The sequence below is a fragment of the Cupriavidus pauculus genome (assembly GCF_022179805.1).
GTDB classification, from domain to species: Bacteria; Pseudomonadota; Gammaproteobacteria; order Burkholderiales; family Burkholderiaceae; genus Cupriavidus; species Cupriavidus pauculus_E.
Genome location: NZ_BPUO01000013.1, coordinates 29,948 through 45,721, shown reverse-complemented (window position 1 = coordinate 45,721; position 15,774 = coordinate 29,948). Strand labels below are relative to the sequence as shown.

At 65.1% G+C, this 15,774-nt stretch carries 14 protein-coding genes; 3 read left to right on the top strand and 11 right to left on the bottom strand.

The genetic code is table 11. The annotated features are described in order from the left end of the window. Window positions 1–220: 220 nt before the first annotated feature. Window positions 221–1,165: a M23 family metallopeptidase gene (locus MFF62_RS23345; RefSeq protein WP_238265493.1), complete on the bottom strand. Its 945-nt coding sequence runs from the start codon at window positions 1,163–1,165 to the stop codon at window positions 221–223. Between the two features lie 106 nt (window positions 1,166–1,271). On the opposite strand from MFF62_RS23345, the gene MFF62_RS23340 reads away from it, so the two are divergent. The 3 genes from MFF62_RS23340 to MFF62_RS23330 all read left to right on the top strand — a co-directional run bounded on the left by MFF62_RS23340 (window position 1,272) and on the right by MFF62_RS23330 (window position 3,917). Then, on the top strand, window positions 1,272–1,781 hold the full coding sequence (locus tag MFF62_RS23340; RefSeq protein WP_238265492.1) for a DciA family protein: 510 nt from the start codon (window positions 1,272–1,274) through the stop codon (window positions 1,779–1,781). Window positions 1,782–2,022: 241 nt separating this feature from the next. Then, window positions 2,023–3,192, top strand: a complete 1,170-nt coding sequence (locus MFF62_RS23335; RefSeq protein WP_238265491.1) for a M20 aminoacylase family protein — start codon at window positions 2,023–2,025, stop codon at window positions 3,190–3,192. A gap of 14 nt (window positions 3,193–3,206) precedes the next feature. Further along, window positions 3,207–3,917 carry a hypothetical protein gene (locus MFF62_RS23330; RefSeq protein ID WP_238265490.1) on the top strand — a complete coding sequence of 237 codons (711 nt, stop codon included), beginning with the start codon at window positions 3,207–3,209 and terminating at the stop codon, window positions 3,915–3,917. A gap of 78 nt (window positions 3,918–3,995) precedes the next feature. Here MFF62_RS23330 and lpxC read toward each other — a convergent pair whose 3' ends face one another. From lpxC to murD, 10 genes are all read right to left on the bottom strand, one after another. Further along, window positions 3,996–4,913 (bottom strand): UDP-3-O-acyl-N-acetylglucosamine deacetylase, encoded by a 918-nt coding sequence (lpxC, locus tag MFF62_RS23325; protein WP_238265489.1) that lies wholly within the window; start codon window positions 4,911–4,913, stop codon window positions 3,996–3,998. A 154-nt stretch (window positions 4,914–5,067) separates the two neighbouring features. After that, entirely contained in the window at window positions 5,068–5,574 is a 507-nt protein-coding gene (locus MFF62_RS23320; protein ID WP_238265488.1) for a peroxiredoxin, read from the bottom strand. Window positions 5,575–5,964: 390 nt separating this feature from the next. Beyond that, on the bottom strand, window positions 5,965–7,158 hold the full coding sequence (gene ftsZ / locus MFF62_RS23315) for a cell division protein FtsZ (RefSeq protein WP_238265487.1): 1,194 nt from the start codon (window positions 7,156–7,158) through the stop codon (window positions 5,965–5,967). 197 nt (window positions 7,159–7,355) lie between these two features. After that, the gene (gene ftsA / locus MFF62_RS23310; RefSeq protein ID WP_061955279.1) at window positions 7,356–8,588 is read right to left on the bottom strand and encodes a cell division protein FtsA; all 1,233 of its coding nucleotides are present in this window, start codon (window positions 8,586–8,588) and stop codon (window positions 7,356–7,358) included. Further along, window positions 8,585–9,481: a cell division protein FtsQ/DivIB gene (locus MFF62_RS23305; RefSeq protein ID WP_238265486.1), complete on the bottom strand. Its 897-nt coding sequence runs from the start codon at window positions 9,479–9,481 to the stop codon at window positions 8,585–8,587. Before MFF62_RS23305 ends, ftsA begins: the two co-directional genes overlap by 4 nt. Before the next feature lie 39 nt (window positions 9,482–9,520). Further along, complete coding sequence (locus MFF62_RS23300) at window positions 9,521–10,504, bottom strand: D-alanine--D-alanine ligase (protein ID WP_238265485.1); 984 nt, start codon at window positions 10,502–10,504, stop codon at window positions 9,521–9,523. Next, window positions 10,501–11,916: a UDP-N-acetylmuramate--L-alanine ligase gene (murC, locus tag MFF62_RS23295; protein WP_238265484.1), complete on the bottom strand. Its 1,416-nt coding sequence runs from the start codon at window positions 11,914–11,916 to the stop codon at window positions 10,501–10,503. The genes MFF62_RS23300 and murC overlap by 4 nt, the downstream gene beginning before the upstream one ends. A 10-nt stretch (window positions 11,917–11,926) precedes the next feature. After that, on the bottom strand, window positions 11,927–12,997 hold the full coding sequence (gene murG, locus MFF62_RS23290; RefSeq protein ID WP_238265483.1) for an undecaprenyldiphospho-muramoylpentapeptide beta-N-acetylglucosaminyltransferase: 1,071 nt from the start codon (window positions 12,995–12,997) through the stop codon (window positions 11,927–11,929). Next, a complete protein-coding gene (ftsW, locus tag MFF62_RS23285) occupies window positions 12,994–14,235 on the bottom strand; it encodes a putative lipid II flippase FtsW (RefSeq protein WP_238265482.1) in 1,242 nt (413 codons plus the stop codon). The genes murG and ftsW overlap by 4 nt, the downstream gene beginning before the upstream one ends. After that, entirely contained in the window at window positions 14,232–15,743 is a 1,512-nt protein-coding gene (murD, locus tag MFF62_RS23280) for a UDP-N-acetylmuramoyl-L-alanine--D-glutamate ligase (protein WP_238265481.1), read from the bottom strand. The genes ftsW and murD overlap by 4 nt, the downstream gene beginning before the upstream one ends. Window positions 15,744–15,774: the final 31 nt, after the last annotated feature.

The window sequence follows — 15,774 nt, the reverse complement described above, 5'->3', positions numbered from 1 at the left end:
CACCTGCGCGGCAGACCGGCGCAAGACCGGCCAGACACGCGCGAGGAATGGGTAGATTGGCGCGAAACGCCGAGTTTATCATGTGCCGATGTCCTGACCGGGCCTGTTGCCAGCACAGATTCTGTACAGGTGCAACAGCCTCGGCCACTTTGACGGGCAGCCTTTGCAGCAGGTTGGGACAGGTGCGCCACCTTCAATGTTCCGGTGAAGCGCAATGTTGTCAGCGGATGGCGGTGCGGTCGGTCGGCACCGGCGCGGCCGCCAGGGCGGCCTGGGCCGGCGCGGGTGCCGCGGCCACCAGGAACGCGCCGGGGTTGCGTGGCACGCCATTCACATGGACTTCGAAATGCAGATGGGCGCCCGTAGACCGCCCGGTGCTGCCCACGCGGGCGATCTGCTGGCCCGCGCGGACCAGATCGCCCACCTTGACCAGCACTTTCGATGCGTGGGCATAGCGCGTCTTGACCCCGTCGCCATGGTCCACGTCGATCATGTTGCCGTACTCGTGGTGCCATTCCGAAGCCACCACAACGCCACCGGCGGCCGCCACGATCGGCGTGCCGGCCGGCGCCACGAAGTCCACCCCGTCATGCTGGGAGCGGCGGCCGGTAAAGGGATCGATGCGCGTGCCGAAGCTCGACCCATCGTAGCCAGTGGCCACCGGCAGCACGCTGGGCTGGCGGCGTTCGCGCAGCTGGCGGTCCATCAGCGCCGTTTCGATGACGTCGAAATAATCGACCCGGTGCTGGGCCTGCTTGCCCAGCTGGTTCAGTTCGTCCTGCAGTTCGGGCAGCGTCAGCTCGCCGGCCGGGGCCGGGCGGGCAGGACCGCCACGTGCCGGCCGATGGCGAAAATCGAAATCCTGGGGCGCGATGCCGGCCAGTCCGGACACCCGCTCGCCGAGCGCGTCCAGCCGCACCATCTGCGCCTGCAGTTCGCCAAGGCGTGTGGCCAGCACGGCCACGTTTTCGCGCAGGTAGGCACTGTCGCGAGCCTGGCGCGACACCTCGGGCGTGGCCTGGTTGCGGGCGACCAGCCAGGTCAGCCCCGACGATGCCATGGCCACCAGCGCACACAGCGCCAGGCCCAGCAGCACGACGCGCATACGCGTCAATTGAAAGCGGAACACCCGCGGCTCGCGCGGATGCAGCACGATGATTTGCATGACCTACCCCCACAGTTCCCAAGGACGGAGCCATTGGCTCCGGCGCGCATGCAGGCATCGCATCCCGGCTCTCGGACGGGCAAGGATTGCGCGCTAGAATGCACGCATGCGCTTGTTCACCCACCACGCTCACAAGACCCCGAACGCCAAGCCGTTGAATGACTGGCTGGCCAAGGCCGGGCCGGTTTCTGCGCTGATGCAGACCGCACGGCATCTGGCGTCTCTGGAGGCGGAAGTCTTCGCGTTGCTGCCACCGGCCTTGCGGTCCGGCATCGCCGTGGGCGGCATCAAGACCGACAGCCGCGGCCCGCAGGCGGAGCAAACGCTGCTGTTGCTGGCTGCCCATGGCGCGGCGGCCGCCCGGGTCAGGCAAGTGGTGCCCACTTTGCTTTCCCGGCTGCAACAACGTGGCTCGCAGATTACTGCAATCCGTGTACGGGTACAACCCGAGGTAGGACGTGGCGACTGGGACACCGGCCCCGCCGAGCGCAAGCCGCGCGCGGAGAACATGTCGCCGGCCGGCCTGCAGAGCATGGATGTGCTGGCCCACAACCTGGAAGACTCCCCGCTGAAAGACGCCGTGCAGGCACTGCTCGCGCATCATCGCAAGGGCTGACTGATCGCAACCGATGGCGCGCCATCGGTATTTGTAATCAGAGGATTCTCACTTTCCGCGACGATTACCTTCCGAGCGCGCGCTCGGATTCCAAAACAACGTCTGCCCGCTGATTTTTCCCGCCGTTCAAATCGTTTCCCCTGAATTGCCGCACATCAATCCGCTCGCGCGGGTTGACAGCATAATGGTCATTGCGCCTCCATCGAAAATCTTTTTTGCCAAAGATCAAAGGAGAATTGCCATGCACCAGAACATCCTGAAAGCAATCGCGGAGAGCGGGGAGAAATTCGTCAAAATCCGACGCCAGATTCACCAGCACCCGGAAGTGGGATTCGAGGAATCCGGCACCAGCGACCTGGTGGCGGAGATGCTCGCCGGGTGGGGTTACGAGGTCAATCGCGGCCTGGCCAAGACCGGCGTGGTCGGCACGTTGAAGTGCGGCAACGGCAGCAAGCGCCTAGGGATTCGCGCCGATATGGATGCCTTGCCGATGACCGAGAACAGTGGCAAGGAATGGAGCAGCACCGTCCCGGGCAGATTCCACGGCTGCGGCCATGACGGGCATACGGCGATTTTATTATGTGCCGCCGAGTATCTCGCGAAAACGCGGAATTTCGACGGCACGCTGCATTTGTTATTCCAGCTGGCCGAGGAATTGCTGTACGGCGGCAAGGTAATGCTGGACGATGGATTATTCAAGCAGTTTCCCTGCGACGCCATTTTCGCCATGCACAATATGCCGGGATTTCGGGAATGCGAGTTCTATTTCCGGGATAGCCCATTCATGGCGTCGTCCGATACGCTGCATATTGAAATCAACGGTGTTGGCGGCCACGGCGCGATTCCCGAGAAAGCCATCGATGCCACGCTCATCGCCTGCCACATTGGCACCGCCCTTCAAAGCATCGTCTCGCGCAACGTCTCCCCATTCGAGGCAGCCGTCATCACGATCGGCAGTATCCAGTCTGGCCAGGCGCCCAATATCATCAACAGCAAGGCGCTGATGAAGCTGAGCGTCCGCTCGCTGAACCCGGCCGTCCGGACCTTGCTGCTCAAGCGCATTGGCGAAGTGGCCCGGCTGCAGGCGGAAAGTTTTGGCGCCACGGCCGAGGTCAAGCACGTCAACGGCAGTCCGGTACTGGTGAATGGCAGCGATGCCACCCGATTTGCCGTGCAGGTAGCCCGGGACATGTTCGGGGAAGACAGGGTCCATACCGACGCACCGCAACTGCCGGGCAGCGAGGATTTCGCGTTCATGCTGGAAGCGAATCCGAACGGCTGCTACATGCTGATCGGCAGTGGCGACGAACCGGGCTATTGCATGGTCCATAACCCGGGCTACGACTTCAACGACAAGTGCCTCGTGCCCGCCGCCTACTGGTGTGCGATGGCTGAGAGCTACCTGAAGTAACGCTGCCGCAGCCCATGAAAATCCAGGACCTTGCGCTAGCGGCGCTGCTCTGCCTGATCCTCCTGCCGTTTTCCTTGTTGCTGGAGCTACTCGCCGTCCACAAGGACTTCAATGCGGACCACGGGATGGTGATGGCCTTCATCAAGTTCGGCGTGCTGGCGACGTTGGGCGAGGTGATTGGGCAGCGCATACGCATCGGCCGTTATCCGGGAAAGGGTTTTGGCCTCGTGCCGAGAATGGTCGTATGGGGGCTTCTCGGCCTGGCCATCAGCGCCGCCTTCAAGGTTTTCGCTGTCGGCTCGCCCTATTTCGCGGAATACCTTGGCGTCGACGGCGTCGTCGCCGCGATGGCCAGTGAATTCACGACGTTGAAACTGGTGGGGGCGCTGTTCATCAGTACGCTGATGAACCTGATTTTCTCTCCCGTCATGATGGCGACCCACAAGATCACCGACATGCATATTGCCCGGCACCAGGGATCGGTGCGTGCGCTATATCGGCCGGTCGCTGTCGCGGAACACCTGAAGGCACTCGATTGGCAAACCCAGTGGGGCTTTGTCTTCAAGAAGACGATTCCGTTCTTCTGGATTCCCGCCCATTGCCTGACGTTCCTGCTGCCGCCCGACTCCCAGATCCTGTTTGCGGCATTGCTTGGCGTCGCGCTGGGGATCGTGCTGGCCATTGCGGGCCCCAAGCCCACGATGCCCGAGACGCAAGCGGTCTAACGGCGCGGTAGAAACAAAAAGTCCCGCGTTCTCTCGAACGCGGGACTTTTATCTTCTACTCGGCGCGTTGGCCGACGATCAGGCAAACGCCGGCTGGACCTGCGGCAGGAACGCCGTGGGCGCTTCCTCCAGCTTGTCGAACGTCACGATCTCGTAGGCTTCCTGATCCGCCAGCAGTGCGCGCAGCAGCTGGTTGTTCAGGCCGTGGCCCGACTTATGCGCGATATACGAGCCGATCAGCGGATGGCCCACCACGTAGAGGTCACCGATCGCGTCGAGAATCTTGTGGCGGACGAACTCGTCGCCGTAGCGGAGTTCCTCGTTGTTCAGCATGCGGTGCTCGTCGAGCACGATGGCGTTGTCGAGGCTGCCGCCGCGTGCCAGGCCCATCTCGCGCAGTGCTTCCACTTCGTGGGCAAAACCGAACGTGCGAGCACGGGCGATTTCACGCACATAGCTCGTATCGCCAAAATCGATCTCGAAAGTCTGGCCAGTCTTGTCGACGGCCGGATGGCGGAAGTCGATCGTGAATGCGAGCTTGAAGCCGAAGAACGGCTCCAGGCGGGCCAGCTTGTCGCCCTCGCGCACTTCCACGGCCTTCTTCACGCGGATGAAACGCTTGGCCGACGGCTGCTCCTCGATCCCTGCAGACTGCAACAGGAACACGAACGAAGCGGCGCTGCCGTCCATGATCGGAATTTCCTCGGCGTCGACGTCGACGTAGAGGTTATCGATGCCAAGGCCGGCGCAAGCCGACATCAGGTGTTCGACCGTGGAAACGCGGGCGCCGTCCTTCTGCAGGACCGACGCCAGACGCGTGTCGCCGATTGCCGATGCGGCAACGGGAATCTCCACCGCTTCCGGTAGATCGACGCGGGTGAACACGATGCCGGTATCGGCGGGGGCCGGCCTCAGCGACAGCGTCACCTTGCGACCCGAGTGCAAACCGATACCGACCGTCTTCACCACGGATTTGATAGTGCGCTGTTTGAGCATGACGGCCTCAACTATTATTAAAAGCTATTGGGCGAAAAATCCAATAACGCGATACTACCACCAGTCGCTGTATTGCGCTGCACCACTTTGTGTCCGGGTGTTATGCAATGTTAATGAATCGCCCAATACATCACTTTTACTGACACGCTTCGTGTCAGGCGCGCAACGCTTCCAGAACTGCCTCGGCGCTGCTGACCTTGAATTCACCGGGCTCTTCGACGGCCACGTGGGTCACCACGCCATTGTCGATGACCATGGCATAGCGCTTGGCGCGCACGCCCAGGCCACGCTGGCTCAGGTCCTGGTCCAGGCCCAGCGCGCGGGCCCACTGGGCTGCGCCGTCGGCCATCATGCGAACCTTGCCGCCGGTGTTCTGTTCACGACCCCAGGCGCCCATCACGAAGGCGTCGTTGACCGAATGGCACCACACTTCGTCCACACCGGCGGCCCGAAGCTGGTCGTTCAGCGTGACGAAGCCCGGCACATGCTTGGCCGAGCAGGTGGGCGTGAACGCGCCAGGCAGGCCGAACACCACGATCTTCTTGCCCTTGACCAGCTCGGCCACGGGGAATGCATTGGGACCGAGCGAGCAGCCGCCGGCTTCCGTTTCGAAAAACTCGTACAACGTGGCGTCCGGGACGCGCTGGCCAACGGCGATCATTTGAACTGTCCTCAAGCGGAGAAAACCTGCCTGCATCATAGGGGCGGATGCCGCCGCAACCAAGCGGGCCGGTGTGCGGGTGCAGCAGGGAATACCTTGGATTCAAAACGCCAACGCGGCGCGTCTGGATAAACGCGCCGCGCGGACGGAGACATCCCGCGCCGGGAGGGCGGGAAACCAGTCCGGGGAGGCGGCCGATGGCCTGCCTGCCCGGCAACGGGATGCGACGGACGACATGCGGCGCGGCAGCGGCGCAGCCGTACGCACTGACGGGTCGATGTCAGTCCTGGCTATCGACGGGCGGATAGGGAGCGCCGTGTCGATGCGTGATGGACTTCGAACACCCAGTCAGGCGCGCGGCCGGAAGCCACTGCCCTGCCGGCGTACAACTCAGTCCGCCTGCTTGCGCAGGAAGGCCGGGATGTCGTACGTGTCCACGCCCTTTTCCTGCAGCGCCGCCACGTGGGCCGATGCCGACTCACGCGAACTGCGCCACACGGCCGGCGTGTCCAGGTTGCTGTAGTCCGGCGCGGCATGGTGAGCCGGCGCGGCGGTCAGGCCTGCCATCATCTGCATCGGGATGTTGTCCGTGCCGGTCTTCAGCAGCGTCATCGGCTGCTGCTTCTTGGCCGAACGGCCCAGGCCCGTGGCCACCACGGTCACGCGCAGCGCGTCGCCCATCGAATCGTCGTACACCGTACCGAAGATCACGGTCGCGTCTTCCGCGGCATAGCTGCGGATCGTGTTCATGACTTCCTTGGTTTCCGACAGCTTCAGCGAGCGGCTGGCCGTGATGTTGACCAGCACGCCACGCGCGCCGGACAGGTCCACGCCTTCCAGCAGCGGGCTGGCCACGGCCTGTTCGGCAGCCAGGCGGGCGCGATCCACGCCGGACACGGTCGCCGTGCCCATCATGGCCTTGCCCTGCTCGCCCATCACCGTCTTCACGTCTTCAAAGTCGACGTTCACCAGACCATCGACATTGATGATTTCGGCGATACCGGCCACGGCGTTGTGCAGCACGTCATCGGCGCACTGGAAGCACTTGTCCATCTCGGCATCGTCGCCCATCACCTCGAACAGCTTCTCGTTGAGCACAACGATCAGCGAGTCCACCGACGATTCCAGCTCGCCCGAGCCGTGTTCGGCCACCTTGGCGCGGCGTGCGCCTTCGAAGTCGAACGGCTTGCTGACCACGCCCACGGTCAGGATGCCCATTTCCTTGGCCACCTGCGCCACGATCGGCGCGGCACCGGTACCGGTACCGCCGCCCATGCCGGCAGTGATGAAGACCATGTGGGCGCCGCGCAGCGAGTCAGCAATCTGCTCGCGCGCCTGCTCTGCGCAATTACGGCCCACTTCAGGCTTGGCGCCGGCTCCCAGACCGGTGTTGCCGAGCTGCAGCACGCGCGAAGCGGTGGAACGCTTCAGTGCCTGGGCATCGGTATTCATGCAGATGAATTCCACGCCCTGCACGCCCCGGCTGATCATGTGCTGCACGGCGTTGCCGCCCGCACCACCCACGCCCACCACCTTGATGATGGTGCCGTCCTGAATCTCCGTTTCGATCATGTCAAAGTCCATCACTGCCTCCGAGAAAAATCAGTCCCCAAACGCTGCAGCCTCCCCGCCGCAACCCTTGGTTCCTGAACAAGAAACCATCAAAGAACTACTAGCCAATAAGGCAAACGAAACTGCTAAACCCTGCTCAACGTGCCACGATCCGATCCGCTGACTGCATCAAAACCGTTGCACTGAAGAATTCCTGACACACATGCGGCTCAGAAGTTGCCGACAAACCATTCCTTCATGCGTGTCCATACCTGCTTGACCTGGCCGCTCTGCACCGCCACCTTGCGGCCGCGCATGCGCTGGACGCAGCCTTCCTGCAGCAGACCCATTACGGTCGAATAGCGCGGACTCTTGACCACTTCGTGCAGGTTGCCGCGATATTCAGGCACGCCCACGCGTACCGGCTTCAGGAAAATGTCCTCGCCCAGCTCCACCATGCCCGGCATCATCGCCGTGCCGCCGGTGATCACCACGCCCGACGACAGCAGTTCCTCGTAGCCCGATTCGCGCACCACCTGGTGCACCAGCGAATAGAGTTCCTCGATGCGCGGCTCGATCACGGCGGCCAGCGCCTGGCGGCTCAGCGTGCGCGTGCCACGGTCACCCACGCCAGGCACCTCGATCATGTCTTCCGGGTCGGCAATCGCCTGCTTGGCAATGCCGTACTGCATCTTGATGTCCTCGGCATCGGGCGTCGGCGTGCGCAGCGCCATCGCGATGTCGTTCGTAATCTGGTCGCCGGCGATGGGGATCACGGCCGTATGGCGGATCGCGCCTTCGCTGAAGATGGCGATATCGGTGGTGCCGCCGCCGATATCCACCAGCACCACGCCCAGTTCCTTCTCGTCCTCGGTCAGCACGGCCAGGCTCGATGCCAGCGGTTGCAGGATCAGGTCGTGCACTTCCAGCCCGCAGCGGCGCACGCACTTGACGATGTTCTGCGCCGCGCTGACCGCGCCGGTCACGATATGCACCTTCACTTCCAGGCGGATGCCGCTCATGCCGATGGGCTCGCGCACGTCTTCCTGGCCGTCGATGATGAATTCCTGCGTCAGGATGTGCAGGATCTGCTGGTCGGTCGGGATATTCACCGCCTTGGCGGTCTCGATCACGCGGGCCACGTCCGTCTGCGTGACTTCCTTGTCCTTGATCGCCACCATGCCGCTGGAGTTGAAGCTGCGGATATGGCTGCCGGCAATGCCCGTGAACACCTCCGCGATCTTGCAGTCGGCCATCAGCTCGGCTTCTTCCAGCGCGCGCTGGATCGACTGCACGGTAGCCTCGATGTTGACCACGACCCCTTTCTTCAAACCCTTGGACTCTGACTGGCCCATCCCGATGACCTCGTAGCTGCCGTCGGGGCGCAGTTCCGCCACCACGGCCGCCACCTTCGAGGTGCCGATATCGAGACCGACCAGAAGGTCCTTGTATTCCTTGCTCATCGAGTTTTCTCCGCGTTCTTACTCTTGAGTCGCGTCGGATTGTTGTTGGAATTGCCGGCCGAGGCCGCCTGGGCACCACCCGCTGCCGCCTTGGCTGCCGCCTTGGCCGCGGCCTGGGCCTGGGCGTCGGTCAGGAAGCGCACGCTGGACGTGCGGATCGCGAATCCGTTGGGATAGCGCAGGTCCGCACTCTCGATCTGCTTGCCCCACTGCTGCGTCAACTGCGGCCACGACGCCACGAAGCGCTTGACCCGCGCCTCCATGGCCGTCCGGTCGTCGTCGTTCTGCTCGCGGCCGAACTCGATCACCACCCCGTTCGACAACTTGGCCCGCCAGGCGTAGCGGCCCGACAGCGCCACCGAAAGCGGCTCGGCCTTGATCGGCCGGAACCACTCCCGCATGGTTTCCAGCTTCTCAACCACGTCTTCCTCGCTGTCCGGCGGCCCGTCCAGCGCCAGCAGCTGCGCGTCTTCCTCGGCCTCGGCGGTGTTGGCCACGAACACCTCGCCATAGGTGTTGATCAGCCGGCCGCTGTCCGACCCACCCCAGGTACCCAGCGCCTCGTGCTCTTCCACCTGCACCGCCAGGCCGTTCGGCCATTCGCGCCGCACGCTGGCATGACGCACCCAGGGCACCGACTCGAACGCCTGCCGCGCGGCATTGAGGTCCAGCGTGAAGAAGTTGCCGGACAGCTTGTTCAGCGCGTTGGCCCGCACGCTCGGCGCGTTCACGTGGCGCAGCTGGGCGCCGTCCATCGACGTCAGCTCGACGTGGGTGATGGCGAACACGGGCCGCTGGGCCAGCCACAGCAGGCCAGCGCCCAGCGCCATGAGCGCCACCAGCGCATAGAGCGCTGAGGCGATCAGGTTGAGCAGGCGCGTGTTGTGCCACATGGTCGGTTCAGTCGGGCGGTCAGCCGTTTGGTACTGCGGTTATTCGGGTTTCCAGTGCTCGTTCGGATGCAGGTCCAGCGTAGCGGCGGCCAGTACCTGCATCACGAAGTCCTCGTAGCTGATGCCCGCCGCGCGCGCCGCCATCGGCACGAGCGAATGGCCGGTCATGCCGGGCGACGTATTCATTTCGAGCAGGTACGGCTTGCCGGCGCGCGTCAGCATCACGTCCGCGCGGGCCCAGCCACGGCAACCCAGCACCCGGAACGCTTCAACAGCCAGCGCCCGGACTTCGTCCTCAAGCGTTTGCGGCAAAGTTGAAGGGCACAGGTATTGGGTAACGTCAGTAAAGTACTTATTTTGATAGTCGTAGTTCGACTCGGGCGCGACAATCTTGATAACGGGCAGCGCTTCGGCCGCTGCGCCCTCCCCCACCACGGGGCAAGTCAGCTCGTCGCCGTCGATGAATTCCTCGGCAATCACGTCGGCATCCAGGCCGGCGGCCTTCTCGAAAGCCTCGCGCATCTGGCCCGCTTCGGTGACCTTGGTCAGCCCGATCGACGACCCTTCGCGGGCCGGCTTGACGATCAGCGGCAGGCCCAGGTCGCGCACCACGGCGTCGAAATCGGTATCGGCATGCAGCATGGCAAAGCGCGGCGTGGACAGGCCGTGCGTGATCCACAGGCGCTTGGTGGCCTGCTTGTCCATGGCCAGCGCCGACGGCAGCACGCCGCTGCCCGTGTAGGGCACGCCCAGCTGTTCCAGCAGGCCCTGCATGGTGCCGTCCTCACCGTAGCGGCCGTGCAGCGCGATGAAAACGCGGTCGAACTTGGCCGCGGCCAGCTCGGCCACGGACTGCAGGGCAGGATCGAACGCGTGGGCATCCACGCCGCGCGACTTCAGCGCGGCCAGCACGCCGTTGCCGGACATCAGCGAAATCTCGCGCTCGGCGGAGCGGCCGCCCAGCAGCACGCCAACCTTGCCCAGCGACTTCGGATCGATATTGGGATGGGCCACGAAGCTCATTGCTGGCCTCCCGTCTGGTGCGACACCAGTTGTCCCGGTACGGTGCCGATCGTGCCGGCACCCATCGTCACGACCACATCGCCGGGTCGCACGGCATCCAGGATCGACTGGGGCATGTCTTCCATCTGCTCGACAAATACGGGTTCAACCTTGTTGGCCACGCGCAGCGCGCGGGTCAGGGCGCGGCCGTCGGCGGCCACGATCGGGGCTTCGCCCGCGGCGTAGACCTCGGCCAGCAGCAGCGCGTCGACGGTGCCCAGCACCTTCACGAAATCTTCGAAGCAGTCGCGCGTACGGGTGTACCGGTGCGGCTGGAACGCCAGCACCAGGCGGCGGCCCGGGAACGCGCCGCGCGCGGCGGCCAGCGTGGCGGCCATTTCCACCGGGTGGTGGCCGTAGTCGTCCACCAGCGTGAACGTGCCGGTGCCGTCCGGCGTGGCAACCTCGCCGTAGCGCTGGAAGCGGCGGCCCACACCGTGGAATTCGCGCAGTGCCTTGACGATGGCGGCGTCCGGCACTTCCAGTTCGGTGGCAATGGCGATGGCGGCCAGCGCGTTCTGCACGTTGTGCTCGCCGGGCAGGTTCAGCACCACGTCCAGCGGCGGCTCCGCATGGCCGTTGAGCTGGCGCAGCACCGTGAAATGCATCTGGCCGTCCACGGCCCGCGCATTGATGGCGCGGATCTGGGCGTCCTCGGCAAAGCCGTAGCGCACCACCGGCTTGGACACGAACGGCAAGATCTCGCGCACGTTCGGGTCATCCACGCACACCACGGCGATGCCGTAGAACGGCAGGCGCTGGGTAAATTCCACGAACGCCTGCTTGAGCCGGGCAAAGTCATGCCCGTAGGTGTCCATGTGGTCGGCGTCGATGTTGGTGATGACTTCCATCACCGGGAACAGGTTCAGGAACGACGCGTCCGATTCGTCGGCCTCGGCCACGATGAAGTCGCCCGTGCCCAGGCGCGCGTTGGCGCCGGCCGAGTTCAGACGGCCGCCGATCACGAAGGTCGGGTCCAGCCCGCCCTCGGCCAGCACCGAGGCCACCAGGCTCGTGGTCGTAGTCTTGCCATGCGTGCCGGCAATGGCAACGCCCTGCTTCAGGCGCATCAGCTCGGCCAGCATCACGGCGCGCGGCACCACGGGAATGCGCTTGGCACGCGCGGCCAGGACTTCGGGGTTGTCGTTGGTCACGGCGGTGGACACCACCACGGCGTTGGCGCCTTCCACATTGGCGGCATCATGGCCGTGGCAGACGCGCGCGCCCAGCGAGGCCAGGCGCCGCGTGGCGGCGTTGCTGCCCATGTCCGAGCCCGAGACCTTGTAGCCCAGGTTCAGCAGGACCTCGGCGATGCCGCTCATGCCGGCCCCGCCGATGCCTACGAAATGGATGTTCTTGACGATATGCTTCATTGAATTCGTTTCACTTTTCACCGGCCATCTGACGGCAGATCTCGGCGACACGCCGGGTTGCCTCAGGTCTGGCCAGGCTGCGCGCGGTGCGCGCCATGTCCTTCAACTGTCCTCGGTCCAGCCCGGCGATCGTTTGCGCCAGCCCTTCCGCGGTCAGTGCGTTCTGTTGCACCAGCAACGCGGCACCCTGTTTCGACAGGAACTTCGCGTTGGTGGTCTGGTGGTCGTCCACCGCGTGCGGAAACGGCACGAACAGCGCGGCCACACCGGCGGCCGCCACTTCGGATACCGTCATCGCGCCTGCGCGGCAGATGACCAGGTCGGCGTCGGCATAAGCCGCCGCCATGTCGTCGATGAATGGCACGGTCTCGCCGGCCACGCCCGCCACCGCGTAGTTCGCGCGCAGCTGGTCGATCTGCTTGGCACCGGCCTGGTGCTTCACCACCGGCCGGGTTGCCTCCGGCAGCAGCGCCAGCGCCTTCGGCACGACGTCGTTCAGCGCCGCCGCGCCCAGGCTGCCGCCCACCACCAGGATGCGCAGCGGCCCGGTGCGATGGTCGTAGCGCGCCTCCGGCGCCGGAATCGAGGCCAGCTCTTCCCGCACCGGGTTGCCGGTCCACTCGCCGCCCGGCAGCGCGTCCGGGAACGCGCACAGCACGCGATCCGCCACCCTGGCCAGCACCTTGTTGGCCAGGCCGGCGATCGAGTTCTGCTCGTGCAGCACCAGCGGACGCCCCAGCAGCGACGCCATCATGCCGGCCGGGAACGTGATGTACCCACCCATGCCCAGCACCACGTCCGGCTTCACGCGGCGCAGCGCGCCGATGCTCTGCCAGAACGCACGCAGCAGGTTCAGGGGCAGCAGCAGCTTGGTCATCGTGCCCTTGCCGCGCAGCCCGCCAAACTGGATGTACTCCATCGGGATGTCGTGCTTGGGCACCAGCGTGGCTTCCATGCCCGACCGGTTGCCCAGCCAGACCACGCGCCAGCCCTCGTCGCGCAGTGCATGCGCGACCGCCAACCCCGGGAAGACATGCCCCCCGGTGCCGCCGGCCATGACGAGCAGGGTGCGTGCGGTCATACCTTGCCTCCGCGCATCATCACCCGGTTCTCGTAGTCCACGCGCAGCACGATGGCCAGCGCCACGCAATTCATCAGGATGCCCGAGCCGCCGTAGCTCACCAGCGGCAGCGTCAGCCCCTTGGTGGGCAGCAGGCCCAGGTTCACGCCCATGTTGATGAAGGTCTGCCAGCCGACCCAGACGCCGATGCCCTTGGCCACCAGGCCGGCGAACGTGCGGTCGAGCTGCAGCGCCGTGCGGCCGATGTTGAAGCAGCGGCGCACCAGCCAGTAGAACAGCACGATCATCACCATCACGCCGATAAAGCCGAATTCCTCGCCGATCACGGCCAGGATGAAGTCGGTATGCGCTTCGGGCAGGTAGTGCAGCTTCTCGATGCTGCCGCCCAGGCCCACGCCGGTCCATTCGCCACGGCCGAACGCGATCAGCGAGTGCGTGAGCTGGTACGCCTTGCCCAGTGCGTTGCTCTCTTCCCACGGGTTCAGATAGGCGAAGATCCGCTCGCGGCGCCACGGCGACGCCGTGATCAGCAGCGCGAACGCGCCAACCGCCACGCCCACCAGTCCGGCGAACAGCTTGCCGTTGATGCCGCCCAGGAACAGGATGCCCATCGCCACGGCCGCGATCACCAGGAACGCACCCATGTCCGGCTCCAGCAGCAGCAGCATGCCCACCACCACCACGGCCACGCCCATCGGCAGGAAGCCCTTGGCCACGGTCTGCATCCATTCCTGCTTGCGCACCGTGTAGTTGGCGGCGTAAAGCACCACGGCCAGCTTCATCAGCTCCGACGGCTGGAAGTTCATGACGCCCAGCGGAATCCAGCGCCGCGCGCCGTTCACTCCCTTGCCCACGAACGGCACCAGCACCAGTACCAGCAGCACCAGCGCGATGATGAACAGCTTGGGCGCGTATTTGTCCCACACCTTGACCGGGATCTGGAACGCCACCAGGCCCATCGACAACCCGATGAACAGCGCAAACGCGTGGCGCATCAGGAAGTGCACTTCGCGATAGTTGGCGTAGCGCGGCGAGTCGGGCAGCGCGATCGATGCCGAGTAGACCATCACCAGGCCGAACGTCAGCAGCACGATCGCCACCCACAGCAGGGGCTGGTCGTACTCCATCATGCGCGAACGCGTGGGCTTGACGCCCGACACCGCGTCACGCAGGCCACCCCAGGCATTGCCGATGGTGGCGCCGATGAATCCGCTGCGCTTGACCTGCGAGTCGCTCATGGCATGATCCCCCGGGACAGGGCCAGTTCCTCCACCGCGCCACGGAACACCTGGGCGCGATGGACGTAGTTCTTGAACATGTCGAGGCTGGCACAGGCAGGCGACAGCAATACGACATCGCCCGCTTCAGCCAGGCTGGCCGACTTTTCGACCGCTTCCTCCAGCGACGCCGCGTCCACAATCCGCTTGCCGGTGCCGGCCAGCGTCTCGCGGATGGCGCCGGCATCCTTGCCGATCAGCACCACGGCGCGGGCGTACTGCGCCACCGGCGTGGCCAGCGGCGAGAAGTCCTGCCCCTTGCCCTCGCCCCCGGCGATCAGCACCACGCGCTTGTCCAGCCCGTTCAGCGCGGCCACCGTGGCGCCCACGTTGGTGCCCTTGCTGTCGTCGAAGTACTCGACTTCGTCGATGGTCGCCACCCACTCCACGCGATGCGGCTCGCCGCGGTACTCGCGCAAGCCGTGCAGCAGCGCGTTGAGCGGCAGGTCGATGGCGCGGCACAACGCCAGCGCCGCCATGGCGTTGGTGGCGTTGTGCATGCCACGGATATGCAGCGCGTCGGCCGGCATCAGGCGCTTGTGCCGCACCGGCACGGCTTCCTCGACCACTTCGTCCTTCTTGCGGCGGCGCGGCTTCTGCTCCGACTCCATCTCCGGATCGGGCTCGGCCACGGTCAGCCACGGCATGCCACCGTCGCGCAGCACGCCATAGCTGCCAGCCGTCTCGGGCAGGTCGGTGCCAAAGGTCACCGGCACCGCGCCGGGGCGGGCCATGTCCAGCGTCAGCTTGTCCTGGCGGTTCAGCACCTGGATGCAGCCCTTGCCGGCCGGCCCGAAGATTCGGGCCTTGGCGGCGGCGTAGGCTTCCATGCTGCCGTGCCAGTCCAGGTGGTCTTGTGTGATGTTCAGCACAGTCGCCGCGTGCGGCGCCAGGGAGAATGTGTACTCAAGCTGGAAGCTCGACAGTTCGAGCACCCAGACATCGGGCAACGTGGCACTGGCAATGCATGCCGAGAGCTTGTCCAGTGCCGACGGGCTGATGTTGCCAGCCACGCCGACCGTCTTGCCTGCACGTTCGACCAGGCGGCCGGCCAGTGCGGTAGTCGTGGTCTTGCCATTGGTACCGGTGATGGCCAGCACGCGGGGGGCGTAACCCGCCGTGGCTTCCAGGTAGCCAAGCGCTTGTGCGAACAGTTCGATCTCTCCCCAGACCGGAATGTTGCGCGCCTGCGCCGCATCGAGCAGTGCCCTGGTATCGGGGTCGAGTGGCGACAGGCCCGGGCTGATCGCCACCAGGCCGATATCGTCGAGCAGGCTTTCGGCGAACGCCCCGCCGACAAAGCGGGCCGCGCTTTGCTCGGCCTGCAGCAGGGCAAGGTTGGCGGGCGCCTCGCGTGTGTCGGCCACGCGCACGCGGCAGCCGTTCAGGCCGCACCAGCGTGCCATGGCAAGCCCCGATTCGCCGAGGCCAAGTACCAGCACATGAGGTTTCTGCAACACGCCAAACACTTCGTTTTTTCCTGTTCTATATAGAGGGGGT